The 12,628-nt window shown below is 35.2% G+C and carries 13 protein-coding genes; 3 read left to right on the top strand and 10 right to left on the bottom strand.

Annotated elements, in window-relative coordinates:
• Window positions 1-20 precede the first annotated feature (20 nt).
• Window positions 21-365: a YppE family protein gene (locus F0362_RS07980; RefSeq protein WP_000455491.1), complete on the bottom strand. Its 345-nt coding sequence runs from the start codon at window positions 363-365 to the stop codon at window positions 21-23.
• Between the two features lie 15 nt (window positions 366-380).
• A complete protein-coding gene (locus tag F0362_RS07975; RefSeq protein ID WP_001252045.1) occupies window positions 381-623 on the bottom strand; it encodes a hypothetical protein in 243 nt (80 codons plus the stop codon).
• A gap of 85 nt (window positions 624-708) precedes the next feature.
• Between F0362_RS07975 and F0362_RS31375 the strand changes: the two genes are divergently transcribed.
• A complete protein-coding gene (locus F0362_RS31375) occupies window positions 709-888 on the top strand; it encodes a phage portal protein (protein ID WP_079519189.1) in 180 nt (59 codons plus the stop codon).
• Window positions 889-1,052: 164 nt separating this feature from the next.
• On the opposite strand, the gene F0362_RS07970 is transcribed toward F0362_RS31375, so the two are convergent.
• Entirely contained in the window at window positions 1,053-2,078 is a 1,026-nt protein-coding gene (locus tag F0362_RS07970) for a DUF2515 domain-containing protein (RefSeq protein ID WP_000495634.1), read from the bottom strand.
• Between the two features lie 103 nt (window positions 2,079-2,181).
• Here F0362_RS07970 and recU point away from each other — a divergent pair, with 103 nt between their 5' ends.
• Window positions 2,182-2,784, top strand: a complete 603-nt coding sequence (gene recU / locus F0362_RS07965; protein WP_000155587.1) for a Holliday junction resolvase RecU — start codon at window positions 2,182-2,184, stop codon at window positions 2,782-2,784.
• A 66-nt stretch (window positions 2,785-2,850) separates the two neighbouring features.
• Entirely contained in the window at window positions 2,851-5,529 is a 2,679-nt protein-coding gene (locus tag F0362_RS07960) for a PBP1A family penicillin-binding protein (RefSeq protein ID WP_001283074.1), read from the top strand.
• A gap of 23 nt (window positions 5,530-5,552) precedes the next feature.
• On the opposite strand, the gene F0362_RS07955 is transcribed toward F0362_RS07960, so the two are convergent.
• The 7 genes from F0362_RS07955 to dinG form a co-directional block, all read right to left on the bottom strand.
• Window positions 5,553-6,071 (bottom strand): YpoC family protein, encoded by a 519-nt coding sequence (locus F0362_RS07955; protein WP_000442696.1) that lies wholly within the window; start codon window positions 6,069-6,071, stop codon window positions 5,553-5,555.
• Between the two features lie 3 nt (window positions 6,072-6,074).
• The gene (nth, locus tag F0362_RS07950) at window positions 6,075-6,722 is read right to left on the bottom strand and encodes an endonuclease III (RefSeq protein ID WP_000933024.1); all 648 of its coding nucleotides are present in this window, start codon (window positions 6,720-6,722) and stop codon (window positions 6,075-6,077) included.
• A gap of 15 nt (window positions 6,723-6,737) precedes the next feature.
• Window positions 6,738-7,445, bottom strand: a complete 708-nt coding sequence (dnaD, locus tag F0362_RS07945) for a DNA replication protein DnaD (protein ID WP_000728536.1) — start codon at window positions 7,443-7,445, stop codon at window positions 6,738-6,740.
• A 119-nt stretch (window positions 7,446-7,564) separates the two neighbouring features.
• Window positions 7,565-8,752, bottom strand: a complete 1,188-nt coding sequence (gene aspB / locus F0362_RS07940; protein WP_000761566.1) for an aspartate transaminase AspB — start codon at window positions 8,750-8,752, stop codon at window positions 7,565-7,567.
• 18 nt (window positions 8,753-8,770) lie between these two features.
• Window positions 8,771-9,292: a cell wall elongation regulator TseB-like domain-containing protein gene (locus F0362_RS07935; RefSeq protein WP_000758736.1), complete on the bottom strand. Its 522-nt coding sequence runs from the start codon at window positions 9,290-9,292 to the stop codon at window positions 8,771-8,773.
• A gap of 7 nt (window positions 9,293-9,299) precedes the next feature.
• Entirely contained in the window at window positions 9,300-9,470 is a 171-nt protein-coding gene (locus F0362_RS07930; protein ID WP_000412179.1) for a YpmA family protein, read from the bottom strand.
• Between the two features lie 251 nt (window positions 9,471-9,721).
• Window positions 9,722-12,526: an ATP-dependent DNA helicase DinG gene (dinG, locus tag F0362_RS07925; protein ID WP_149889726.1), complete on the bottom strand. Its 2,805-nt coding sequence runs from the start codon at window positions 12,524-12,526 to the stop codon at window positions 9,722-9,724.
• Window positions 12,527-12,628 lie beyond the last annotated feature (102 nt).

The raw sequence follows: 12,628 nt of genomic DNA, 5'->3' as shown, positions 1-12,628 counted from the left end.
CAAGAGGGTTTCCCCTCTTGTTATTTACATTGCTCAACTATATTTTGCAAAGTATACGAAATGGCTTGATGTGTTTCAAAAAAACGTTTACCTTTTCCTTTATTTACAAAACATTGTAACACATTCGTTTGTAAATTATCGTACACTTGATCAATTTGCTGTACATGTATATACTTCGGTTTTTCTTCCTTAATCCACGTATAAGCTAATTCTTTCCACACCTTTAATTCCTCATCTACTATGTCTACAAACGGCTTCATATCCTTATAAAAGTCATATTCAATTATTTCTCTTTTTTTTACATTCGCTTCATTATTATACTGCATGAGTTTTTCTGAAGACTGTATTAATGCTTCATACTCCATTTCATTCCCACCTTATTATGCACTCACTACGATGTTTTGAAACGTCTTCACCCAATTCCCTTTTTCTTCGTGATGCACTAATTTATTTTCCATATGCTCAATATGCATTTCTGTTATTTCTATCTTATTACATATTTTTTCGCTCTTATCCTTCAATGCATGATTTATTCTAATTCCTATATTCATTTCCAGCAAATCGAGAGAACTTAACATTTGATCCATTTTTTTCATTACATCTACTTTCTGAACCATCGCCATATACAAAACGCCCCCTTCTTTGCTTTTCCTTTGTCATGTAATTTCGCCGGATAATTCTTCACTCCTGCACACATGACAAAACTAGTTGTTATTCGTCAAAGAAATCATTTTGAATGTCATTTATAGAAATGGTAACAATACAAAAAGGAGGTGTATGAAGATGGCAAAGAACAAAAACGAAAAAAAGAAAAAACAAAACAAACAACAAAATAAACCCGAGACTGGTAATCCAAAGCTTGATGGCCCAAACTTCCCTGCTACATAAAGTGAAAGTTTAATTAATGGGGCTTTTCCAAACTACTAATTTCTAAATCCCCCTTAATCTTCTACTTTCATTCAGTTTTGAGATTAAAATCTTAACACACTTAGCAGGATTTCTTCACATTAAGAAGTCCCATCTTCATTTATAAAGATGGGACTTCTTTTTTATTATATCATGAACTCGTCTATTCTTTTAACAAAACGATTCACGATAGAAACAGCATAGATCTGCTCCCTCTTTCTTCTATACCATTCCTTTATATTAACTTCATCCTTCGGTTCTTCAAATAAAAACAATGCATTCATTTTCGAATCTTCACAAAACCAATCCCTCATTGTTATTTCCTCATGTGCAACAAGAGAATACACATCTCTTAGTGCAGGTGTATAGGATTTTCTAGTTCCCCTTAAGTAATATTCATAATCTTCTCTAGAGCCAGTATGTTTAGTTTGCAGTGCAAAATTATAAAATAAACGTTTATAAGTCGGATGAAACAATAACCACGCTAATTTTTTCCCAAGCTCTATACGCTTTTGCAACGTTTCAAATTGATAAACTGAAAACCCATACATCCCCCCTTCAATGGTTGGAAAAATAACTGCACTAATATGCAACATGTCTTGAACTTTAAAAAGCGCCGTATGAAATACATGTTTTTTAAAGTAGCTATTCTCAATAACTGGTTTTTGAATTTTATTTTGCTCATTTATAATAAGCGCTGTCATAAGCCTATTCATATCTTTTTTCTCCCAGAAAAATGTCCATTCTTTTTCCATGAAAAGTGATACGTTGAAAAATTGCAACAAATGAAAGAGAGGTATACGTCTCCTCTTGCTTTCTTCATATAGTAGTAACTGAGGAAATGCATCTAAGAAAATAATCCAATTAGCCTGTTCATATATGAGAAACAAATGTTTTTTTACTAATCGAGGCAAAACAGTAGCATAATATCTTCCTTCTAAATCAGTCATATTCCAGCCTGCATTTCTCGAAACCATACTCGCTAAAAAAGACCACCTGATTTCACTATTTCTTACATAAAATTTTTGATACGATTGTGTCCGAGAAATGTTGTCCATATTAGCTATTTCTGTTTTCTTTTTAATAGTGTGAATGATTGCTTTTTCTTCTTTTGTACAAACCATATTTTTACGATATTGTTTTATTTTTTCGTAATCATTCCATGTAAACATAAATAAGTCATCATGCCTTTCTTCAAAAAGGTCACATCTTTTTTCATTTTTTGATATAATCACCTTTGTAAGTAATTCTTAACAAGTTGGGAGTGGACACACTATGACCATTCGTTACCCAAATGGAAAAAGGTACAATCAAGCTTCACTACCTCCTAAAACACCAATAAAAAAACATACTTATAGTAATAGAGGTATGTCCCTTGAAGAGGAATTGAATGAAACAAATCAATATTACTTAACCCATAATATTGCATGTGTACATAAAAAACCTACACCTCTTCAAATTGTAAAAGTAGATTACCCCGCTCGAAGTGCTGCAGTGGTAAAAGAAGCGTATTTTAAACAACCTTCTACAACGGATTACAACGGTGTATACAAAGGGAAATACATCGATTTTGAAGCGAAGGAAACAAAAAACAAAACTAGTTTCCCACTTCAAAACTTCCACCTTCATCAAATTGAACATATGAAGCAAGTAATTGCTCATAATGGAGTTGCATTTGTTATTATTAAATTTACACTTTTTGATGAATTTTATTTACTCGATGCGAAACATATTATTGCATTTTGGAACCGTCAAAATAATGGTGGGCGTAAGTCAATTACTAAAGAAGAAATAGAAGCGCATGGATCATTGTTATCATGCGGTTATCACCCTCGGATTGATTATATCCGTGTACTAGACACGGTTTATTTTTCGTGATAGAGTCATCACTAAGGCTCTTTTTTCGACTTTTGAGGGAGAGAATGAAAGGTAGGAGAAAGTATAATGTCAGATAATTATCGTTCTCGTACAGAACGAAATCACGCGAAAAATCAAACGGAAGAAACAAATAAAGAAAAAAAACCAAAGAAAAAAGGCTCCTTTTTTAAGAAGTTCCTTATAGGTTGTCTACTTCTTGGTATCGTTGGTCTCGTAGCTGGCGTTTCCGCTTTCTTTGTTATGGTAAAGGACGCTCCAAAATTAGACAAATCAAAACTTGTCAATCCTTTATCAACAAAGTTTCTTGATAAGGATGGGAAGTTTTTCTATGAATACGGTGCGGAAAAACGAACCCATGTTACTTATGATCAAATTCCAAAAGTAGTTGAAAATGCATTCCTTGCAACTGAGGATTCACGTTTCTATGACCATAATGGAATTGATTTTAAACGAACTACAAAAGCAGTTATGGAAAATGTCACTGGTGGTTTCGGTTCCCAAGGTGGTAGTACGATTACACAACAAGTAGTTAAAAACTATTTTCTAACGATGGAAAAAACCGCAAAACGAAAAGTGCAAGAATGGTACTTATCTTACAAATTAGAGCAACAATACTCTAAACATGAGATTTTAGAAATGTACTTAAATAAGATTAATCTAGGTAATCGCTCTTACGGTATTGCAACAGCGGCTCAAAAATATTATCAAAAAGATTTAAAGGACTTACAATTACATGAAGCTGCGATGCTCGCTGGCTTACCTCAAGGTCCTAACATTTATGATCCAACAAAACCAGAAAATGTTGAACGAGCAACAAATCGTCGTAATATTGTATTAACATTAATGAATCGACACGGCTATATAACAAAAGAAGAAATGAATAACGCAATAAAGATCCCTGTAACTGAGGGTCTAAAAAAATCAGAACTAACTGAAATGAAGTTTCAAGCATTTTTAGATGCTGTCGTAAAAGAAGTTGAAAAAGAATACCCTGATGTAAATATCGGTTCAGATGGTTTAACGATTCATACAACCCTTGATCAAGGTGCTCAAGAGTACGCTGAACAAATTATGGATGGCAATCTCATTAAGTATCCAAACGATCAGTTCCAAGGATCATTTGTATTTATGGATACACAGTCTGGAGAAGTTCGAGCAATTGGTGCTGGGCGTAAAGAAAGTAAGTCTACTTTCAAAGGTCATAATATGGCTGTTGATTTAAAACGCCAAGTTGGTTCAACAATGAAACCAATTTTCGATTATGGTCCTGCAATTGAAAACCTTCAATGGTCTACTTATCATCAATTAAATGACTCTGAATATACTTACTCTGATGGCACAAAGATTAAAAATGCTACCGGTAATTTTAAAGGTGACGTTTCACTTCGTGAAGCATTGAAGAAGTCATTAAACATCCCGGCTTTAAAAACAGCTCAAGCAGTCGGTATTCCTAAGGCAAAAGAGTTTGCTGAAGGTTTAGGCATGACGTTTAAAGATGGGATAGCACATGAATCTACTGCAATCGGTAGTAATGAAAGCTCTCCGTTAGATGTCGCTGGGGCTTATGCAGCATTTGGAAATGACGGTGTATACAATAAACCTCATTTCGTTAAAGAAGTTATTTTCCCAGACGGAAAAAAGAAAAGCTTTAAACCGAAAGAACAACGTGCAATGCACGACCATACAGCTTACATGGTTACTGACGTTCTTCGTGACGTAGTAAAACCTGGTTCCGGCGGTACAGGGCCAACAGCATATGTTTCTGGCTTTGACGTTGCTGGTAAAACAGGAACACAAAACTTTGATGCAAGAGATGTAAAAAAATATGGCATCCCAGCTGATGCTAACAGAGATAGCTGGTTCGCTGGATATACACCACAATATACGATGGCTGTGTGGACTGGTTACGAAAAGAATGGTCCAGAAAATTACATTAGCGATCGTTATACTAAAATTGCGCAACAAATGTTCCAAGTAATGATGAGCAAATTCGCTACAGATAAATCTCGTTTCGAACGCCCTTCTTCTGTACAAGAAATAAACGGCGAGTTATACGTAAAAGGTGCGAAAAAAGATGCAATTAAAGAAATTAAAGTAGATCCACCTAGTGGCCTTAATGTCGCTTTCGATGGCGCTAGTACAGTTACACTAAACTGGTCTGGCCCAACAGCAGTTGATGCTTATGCGGCAACTTATAAAGCTACAGACGGTTCTAGCGGTAGCTTATCAGTTAGCGGTACAACAGCTACTCTTGGTGGTATTAAGCCTGGTGTTACTTACAGCTTCTCTGTAGTAGCGAAAAAAGGTACTGGAACAAGTCCTGCAGTTGGTGCATCCTTCACTGCCCCTGGTGGAACTCCAGACGCTAAGAAAGCTGAGGAAGAGGCAGCCAAAAAGAAAGCCGAAGAAGAAGCTAAGAAAAAAGCTGATGAGGAAGCTCAGAAAAAAGCTAATGAAGATAAACTAAAACAAGAAGAAGCTCAGAAAAAGGCTACTGAAGAACAGCGTAAACAACAAGAGCAACAAGAACAACAACGTAAACAACAAGAAGAGGCTCAAAAGAAAGCTGAAGAAGAAGCTAAGAAAAAAACTGAAGAAGAAGCTAAGAAAAAAGCCGAAGAAGAAGCTAAGAAAAAAGCTGAAGAAGAGGCTCAAAAGAAAGCTGAAGAAGAGGCTAAGAAACAACAAAATACAGGTGAAGATACACCTCACGCAGACGGAAATGTTGTTACAACAGAGTCTTAATACAAAAAAAGAAGTCCTTTCTCTTAACGAGGAAAGGACTTCTTTTTTGTTATCATTTTCTTTACATATAACTTTTCTATTTCAATATACAACTGTGCTAACTGAATATAAGAATGATAATTATTTGGTTTCTTTATAATGAACGAATATCGCTCCATAAAATTAACTGGTTGTACTTCCAATTCACTCGTGTAATCTTCCATTTCATTCAAACTATGAACAGGTTGCTCATTTAGCCAATATACAATTGATAACAAATGTGCTGCAAAAAGAATCATCGGGCCTTCAGCTTCTTGTTTCTTTCTGTTTCGAAATAATGTGGCAATGTCTTCATGCTTATTTTTCCATACATTCAACATTACCGGAATACTGTTTTCAATTTCATTCCACGGCTCATATTGTCTTTCTATATCAAATATAAAGTAAGTATTTTGTATGATTTCTTCAAAAGATTGGTCTGTATGATACTTAATCGAATTTGCGTTTTTTTGAAAAAATGGTAAGTACCGAAATTCTTTCGGTACTCCTATAACTCGCTCCATCCTTTATTTCCCCTTCATTCGCTTCTTTCCTTCGCGACACACTTCTAGCAATCGACACTCTTCACATTGTGGTCGCTGCGCTTTACAGTGATAACGTCCAAAGAAAATCAAACGGTGATGTGTAACGCCCCATTCATCCATCGGAATTTTCTTCATTAATGTTTTTTCGACTTCTAATACAGAGTCTTTCCATCTACAAATCGCTAATCGTTTGCTCACCCGCTCTACATGCGTATCGACAGCAATTGCCGGTATCCCAAATGCTACCGATACTACAACATTTGCTGTCTTCCGTCCTACACCAGGTAACTTCGTAAGCTCATCTCGATCTTTCGGCACTTCTCCATTGTAATCATCTAATAACATTCGGCACAATTTTTGAATATTTTTTGCTTTATTTCTATACAATCCAATAGAACGTATATCTTGTTGTAACTCTTCTAGAGAAACACTTAAATAATCTTCTGGTGTTTTATATTTTTGAAATAAATTTTTCGTCACTTTATTTACAAGTGCATCTGTACATTGTGCAGATAATGCCACTGCAATTACAAGTTCGAATGGATTATCATGAATCAATTCACAATGTGCTTCTGGATACATATCCGCCATTGTGTCTAAACAATAACGAATTTGCGTTTTATTTAACATAGACTTCCTCCTACATTACTGCTCCAACCAATTATAAAAAGGCACTTTCCCAGTAAATTTCGTCTCTTGTGTTGTTACTTGTTGCGCTCGTTGCTGATTTGCTCTAAATTTCCGTCCTTGATTTTGAGCTTGATCTACTGTTTTAATTCCATTCTTTTTCCACTCAAATAAAATACGATCAATATATCGGAAGTTCAGCTTACCGCTCATCACAGCTTCTCGTAGAGCCGCTTGAATTAAATTCGGATGATGTTGATCTTGATCCTCCCACATTCCCAATGTTTCACATTCAAATGGAGAAAGTGGTCTTCCGAATTCTTTTTCAAATACTGTATATAAATTTACTTGCAGTTGTTTTTTTTCTTTTTGTTCTTCCTCTATTGATTCATTCATTAAGAAATGCAATATTTTTTCCCATAGCGGTTGTAAAGAATAACTTTCACACATCATCGCTTCTGATCTTTGTCCACCTTCTAGTGATAAAAAACCTTTTTGAATCAATGTTTGAATTACTTCCATACATTTCATTTCCGCTATTGTCATTCGTTCGGAAATCTCCGACGGAGTCGGAAACGAATTTCCCGATTCTAAAAATGTATGCACATGAAGTAAAACCATAAATTCCGTTTCATTTAACCCTAATTTTTTATAATGCATCATAAGTAATTTTGGAATCGCAATGCTTCCCTGTTCAAACCACTGTAACATCATTTTCTTTTTCATCACCAAACACCTCGTTCTCTAGTATAACACACCTTTCGCTATTTCTTTTTGCCACAATTCGTCAAAAAAACCTCCCTATTATATAGAGAGGTTTTTTATTGTGTTAACGAAATATACAATTAAGCTTTCACTTTACTTTTCATAAACGTATGAATACGTTCTAATGCTTTCTCTACTTGTTCAAGAGATGTCGCATATGATAAACGAACGTTATTTGGAGCCCCAAATCCTGTACCCGGCACAAGAGCAACTTTTTCCTCTTCTAATAAAGCTTTCGCCCACTCATCAACTGTATCATATCCTGATAAAGCTACAGCCTCTTTTACATTAGGAAATAAGTAAAACGCGCCTTGCGGTTTAATACAAGTAAAGCCAGGGATTTGAATTAATTTATCATAAATAATGTTTAATCTCTCTTCAAATGCTTGGCGCATTGTTTCTACAGGTTGTTGTGAGCCTGCATATGCCGCGATTGCGCCGTATTGAGCGATTGAAGTAGGGTTTGACGTACTATGACTCGCTAAGTTCGTCATCGCTTTAATCAGCTGCTTATTTCCAGCTGCATATCCAATACGCCATCCTGTCATAGAATGAGATTTAGATACACCATTAATAATTAGGGTTTGTTCTTTTAATGCATTAGAAAGCTGGGCAATTGAAGTATATTCCGCACCACCATAAATTAACTTCTCATAAATTTCATCTGAAACGATTAAAATATTATGTTCTAAACATACTTCTCCAAGCTGTTGTAATTCTTCTTTGCTATAAATCATTCCTGTTGGATTGCTCGGTGAATTAATAATAACTGCTTTCGTTTTCTCTGTAATTGCCTCACGCAACTGCTTTGCTGTAATTTTGTACTCATTGTCTTCTAAACCTTCTACATAAACCGGATTACCGCCAGCAAGCTTTACTTGTTCTGGATAGCTTACCCAGTAAGGAGTTGGGATGATAACTTCATCTCCTTCATCAAGCAACACTTGGAATAATGTATATAATGCATGTTTTGCACCATTACATACAATAATTTCAGATGGATCATACTGAATTCCTTGATCGCGCGTAAATTTCTTCACAATTTCTTGTTTTAACGATTGTAATCCACCTGTTGGCGTATATTTCGTATGTCCTTCTAACATCGCTTTATGCGCAGCTTCCATAATATGCTCTGGTGTATTAAAGTCAGGTTCTCCTGCCCCTAATGCAATTACATCATGACCTTCTGCCTTTAACGCTTGTGCCTTTGCTGTAATTTCTAAAGTTGAAGACGGTGTTAAAGCAGCTACTCGCTTTGCTAATTTCATTTGTAGTTCCCCCTACATCTATTTTTGAGCGCTATATCGTCTTAAAAACGACCCATCTTTAAATTCAAGATAGTAGTAATTATAACGATTGTCATAATCAATATATGTAACTTCCCATAATGGTACTTCTACTGGTACACCATCTCTAATACCTTTTTCAAAGCCTAATTTCACTTTCAGAATTTCTTTCGGCTTTCTTTTTGATTCTTTATCGCCGACTTGTTCTATTGTTCTTTGTATAGCCTCTTTTTCGGAAATACCTTCACTCTTTTTCCTTACTACGGTATCCCCTTTTTTCTCAGGCACCCAAACGATAAGATGTTCTCCCTTTTCATCTGTACCCTGTACGACTGTATATGCAGCTTTTCCGTTGTAATAATCAACAGATGTCACTTTTGTAAGCTTTGCTTTTTCTTTAGCAATTTCTACAGATTTCGACTCTTTGGGAATTTTCTTGTCCATCGCTTTATTATAAACATACGCCCCATATATTCCGCTAGCAACGATAACGATAATGATTGCAAAGATCCACTTTTTCATTGTATCACTACGTTCTGTAAATCGTAAATACAGCTGTTTCTTTGTCTTTTTCGTCTAATGCTAATCCGAACATGAGGTCCTGCTCTTTTAACGTACGATTCAAACTATCAACAATTTTATACAAATCTGACGAATATTTAATACGCGTCGTTGATAGTACTTCGATTTTCTTCTCCATGAAAAAACTCCTCCGTTACACAAAAATTTCTAATTATAGAAGAACGCAATGCGGTTACAATAAGAGTACATTCTTTACAACCCCTGCTTCATCACCCATCTATTATAGCAGGACATGTACAGCAAAAAAAGGTTTCAAGTCGAAAACCAATACATTTTGTATACAAGAAGTAAGAAAAATAAAATTCCTCCTACCCACATTTTTTACGCCTGAAGTTTATAAGTACTTCAGGCGTATTTTTCTTCCAATTTTTATTCATTTGACGGTTCTTCTAATTGCACCAACAACTCTTCTAACGGTCCTTCATAAAGAGGTACGTTAGGAATTGATTGTAAAAATCTTTTTCCATAGGAAGAACTCGTCAATCGACGGTCTAACACTACTACCGTCCCCGTATCAGTATTCGTTCGAATTAAACGCCCAAATCCTTGTTTGAAACGTAATATTGCTTGCGGGAGCGCTAATTTTGCGAATACATCCTCACCTTGATTTTTTAGCCATTCACCTTTCGCTTCCATCATCGGCTGATGAGGAGGTGTAAAAGGAAGACGGACAATGACAAGGCAACTCAAGGCATCTCCTGGAATATCGATTCCTTCCCAAAAACTGCTCGTGCCTAACAATATTGACTTGTCGAACTCTTGAAACTTTCGAATTAAGCGACTTCGACTCCTATTGTTTACACTTTGTGTTAATAATAGATAGCCTTCTAATTCATCATTGCTTTTCAAATTCGCATACGCTTCTTTCAGCATTTCATACGAAGTGAATAAAACGAGCATTCTCCCTTTTGTAACTTTTGCTATCTTGGCAATATGTTCCGATACAGATTCAATATATTCCTCATTACTTACTCGCTTAATAAACGGTACATCCGTTGAAACCATTAATTTCATTTGTTTCTCATAATGGAATGGCGATTGAACCTGTAAAGTATTTGGAGCAAAATCATGTAAGCCAAGCTCTTCTTTTATATAGTCAAATGTATCGTTAACTGTTAATGTTGCAGATGTAAAGATAACACTCTTTTTTTCTGTTAAAAATTCATCAGCAAACCTTTCACCAATATGAACTGGTTGCGCGTATAAAATGGTTGAATGAATCGTTCCTTTCGTCTCCGTCTCCATCCAAGTTACATATGCATTTTTTTTCAATATGAGCAACTGTAATGATTCTGCCATCTTTCTCAGTAACCCACTTAAATGCATAAATTCACCCGTAACAACATGCATTTCCCACTCTAACTTACTTTGCAATATATCTACTTGTTTCTCAAGTATGGTCACTATTCTTCTTAATTCATATACAAAACGATTTGTTAACTCAACAATACTATCCCACAACTTACCTTGCTCTACTTCCGTGTTATATCGATAAATGAGCGGCATATTGTTCGTTCCTTGTTCTTGCTTTGTTTGTTTAAATATAAAAGTACGTAACATTTGGAATAGTTCATCCGCATCAAATTTAAGTTCCTTCAAACTATGGCTTATCATACGGAAAGTAGAACGGGATGCTTGCTCTGATTTTTTCATCATTTTATATACTTTAGAAAGCACATCATCCGTTTCTAGTGTACCAAGTCGAGATAAAATCAATTGAAAATACATACAAGAGAACTGTTCACCTAGTGTTCTACTCGCAGCTTCTTCAATATGATGAGCTTCATCAAAAATTATATGTTCACATGAAGAAAACAGTGGTTCTTCACTTGAAAAATCTTGAAATAATAATGCATGATTTGTAATAACGATATCTGCAAATAAAGCTTTATTTTTCGCTCGCTGATAAAAGCATCGACTAAACCAATTACTTTGCATACCGCCCGGACTATACGCATCACTACAAATACGATTCCAAAGTAACTTTCCGCCCTCTGGAATATTTAATTCATCTCGGTCACCTGTTTCAGTTTTTAATAACCAAACTAAAATTTTCGCCTTCGTAAGTGCCATATCGTAATTTTTTTCTTCCTCTTGCAAAGCATATTCAAATTTATGTAAACAAAGATAATGCTTTCTCCCTTTTAGAAGAGCTGTCTCAAATGAAAATGGCATTATTTTTTGCAATAACGGAATTTCTTTTTCAAGTATTTGTTGTTGAAGTTGTACCGTTTGTGTACTGATAACGACAGGTTCTTCTTTTTTATTCGCAAAATAAAGACTAGGAAGTAAATAAGCAAGAGTCTTTCCCGTCCCTGTACCTGCTTCAATAAGAGAAAAACGAGAATCTCTTAACGCCGTATATATCTCTTTCATCATCATTTGCTGACTTTCTCTTCTTTCAAACTTCGGCATATGTAATTCCAGTTTATCCATCGTTTTATTCAAGAAAGCATCAAACTTTAATGAATATGTTTCTCCAAGACTTAAGGAATAGTTCCGTTTTCTCAGTGCAATATTGCGATACACTTCATATTCCGCTTTTATTTCTTTACCATGCATTACTTTCTTTAAAATATTTTCAGAAAGCACATCAGCTATATCACTTTGGAAAACATCACTCAATTCATAAAGTGATTGTAATGTAACAAGTGGTAATTTTTCAATTTCATTTAAAAATTGTAAAAACAGCTCTGCTGTCGCAAGAGCATCACTATCCGCACGATGTGGTTGATCGTGTTCGAGTTCATGTTTCTTAGCTAAATCACGTAATTTATAACTATCGGCTGTTGGCAAAAGAATTTGTGCCAATTCAACCGTATCGATTTTAGGACAATGTATTTCTGTATATCCAGCCTGCCTTAATTCTTCGTTTAAAAAATTCCAATCAAAGTGAACATTATGCGCAACGAAAGCGGCACCTTGTAATAGCTCAACAATCATCGGGGCTACATCTTGAAATAACGGGGCTTGTTTTACAAGACTTTCATCAATCCCTGTTAATTCTGTAATAAATACGGGAATCTCTCTCTTTGGGTTAACAAAAGATGAAAAAATCTCCAATATCTCTCCATCTTCTACTACAACAGCTGCAATTTGGGTAATTTTATCTTTCCCGTCTTTCCAGGAGTTTCCTGTCGTCTCTAAATCAACAACGACATAACGTTTACTCATATATGTAACACCTCAATTTCTTACCTTTCAAACAACAATAATTCATATAATGTTACTATACCACGTTTTATCTCATCTTAATGAAAAGATGCACAAAAAAGC

Origin of the sequence: Bacillus sp. BS98, assembly GCF_008432245.1 — a bacterium.
Taxonomy (GTDB): domain Bacteria; phylum Bacillota; class Bacilli; order Bacillales; family Bacillaceae_G; genus Bacillus_A; species Bacillus_A toyonensis.
The sequence above is the reverse complement of the archived record's forward strand: the minus strand, read 5'-3'. Positions and strand labels throughout refer to the sequence as shown.

Bases quoted from the DNA above. Each gene is read 5' to 3' on its own strand.
- nth (WP_000933024.1), bottom strand. From the start codon at position 6,722: ATGTTAAATAAAACGCAAATTCGTTATTGTTTAGACACAATGGCGGAT.
- F0362_RS07975 (WP_001252045.1), bottom strand. From the start codon at position 623: ATGGCGATGGTTCAGAAAGTAGATGTAATGAAAAAAATGGATCAAATG.
- F0362_RS07955 (WP_000442696.1), bottom strand. From the start codon at position 6,071: ATGGAGCGAGTTATAGGAGTACCGAAAGAATTTCGGTACTTACCATTT.
- F0362_RS07980 (WP_000455491.1), bottom strand. From the start codon at position 365: ATGGAGTATGAAGCATTAATACAGTCTTCAGAAAAACTCATGCAGTAT.
- dinG (WP_149889726.1), bottom strand. From the start codon at position 12,526: ATGAGTAAACGTTATGTCGTTGTTGATTTAGAGACGACAGGAAACTCC.
- F0362_RS07935 (WP_000758736.1), bottom strand. From the start codon at position 9,292: ATGAAAAAGTGGATCTTTGCAATCATTATCGTTATCGTTGCTAGCGGA.
- dnaD (WP_000728536.1), bottom strand. From the start codon at position 7,445: ATGAAAAAGAAAATGATGTTACAGTGGTTTGAACAGGGAAGCATTGCG.
- F0362_RS07960 (WP_001283074.1), top strand. From the start codon at position 2,851: ATGTCAGATAATTATCGTTCTCGTACAGAACGAAATCACGCGAAAAAT.
- F0362_RS07930 (WP_000412179.1), bottom strand. From the start codon at position 9,470: ATGGAGAAGAAAATCGAAGTACTATCAACGACGCGTATTAAATATTCG.
- F0362_RS07970 (WP_000495634.1), bottom strand. From the start codon at position 2,078: ATGTTTACATGGAATGATTACGAAAAAATAAAACAATATCGTAAAAAT.
- aspB (WP_000761566.1), bottom strand. From the start codon at position 8,752: ATGAAATTAGCAAAGCGAGTAGCTGCTTTAACACCGTCTTCAACTTTA.
- recU (WP_000155587.1), top strand. From the start codon at position 2,182: ATGACCATTCGTTACCCAAATGGAAAAAGGTACAATCAAGCTTCACTA.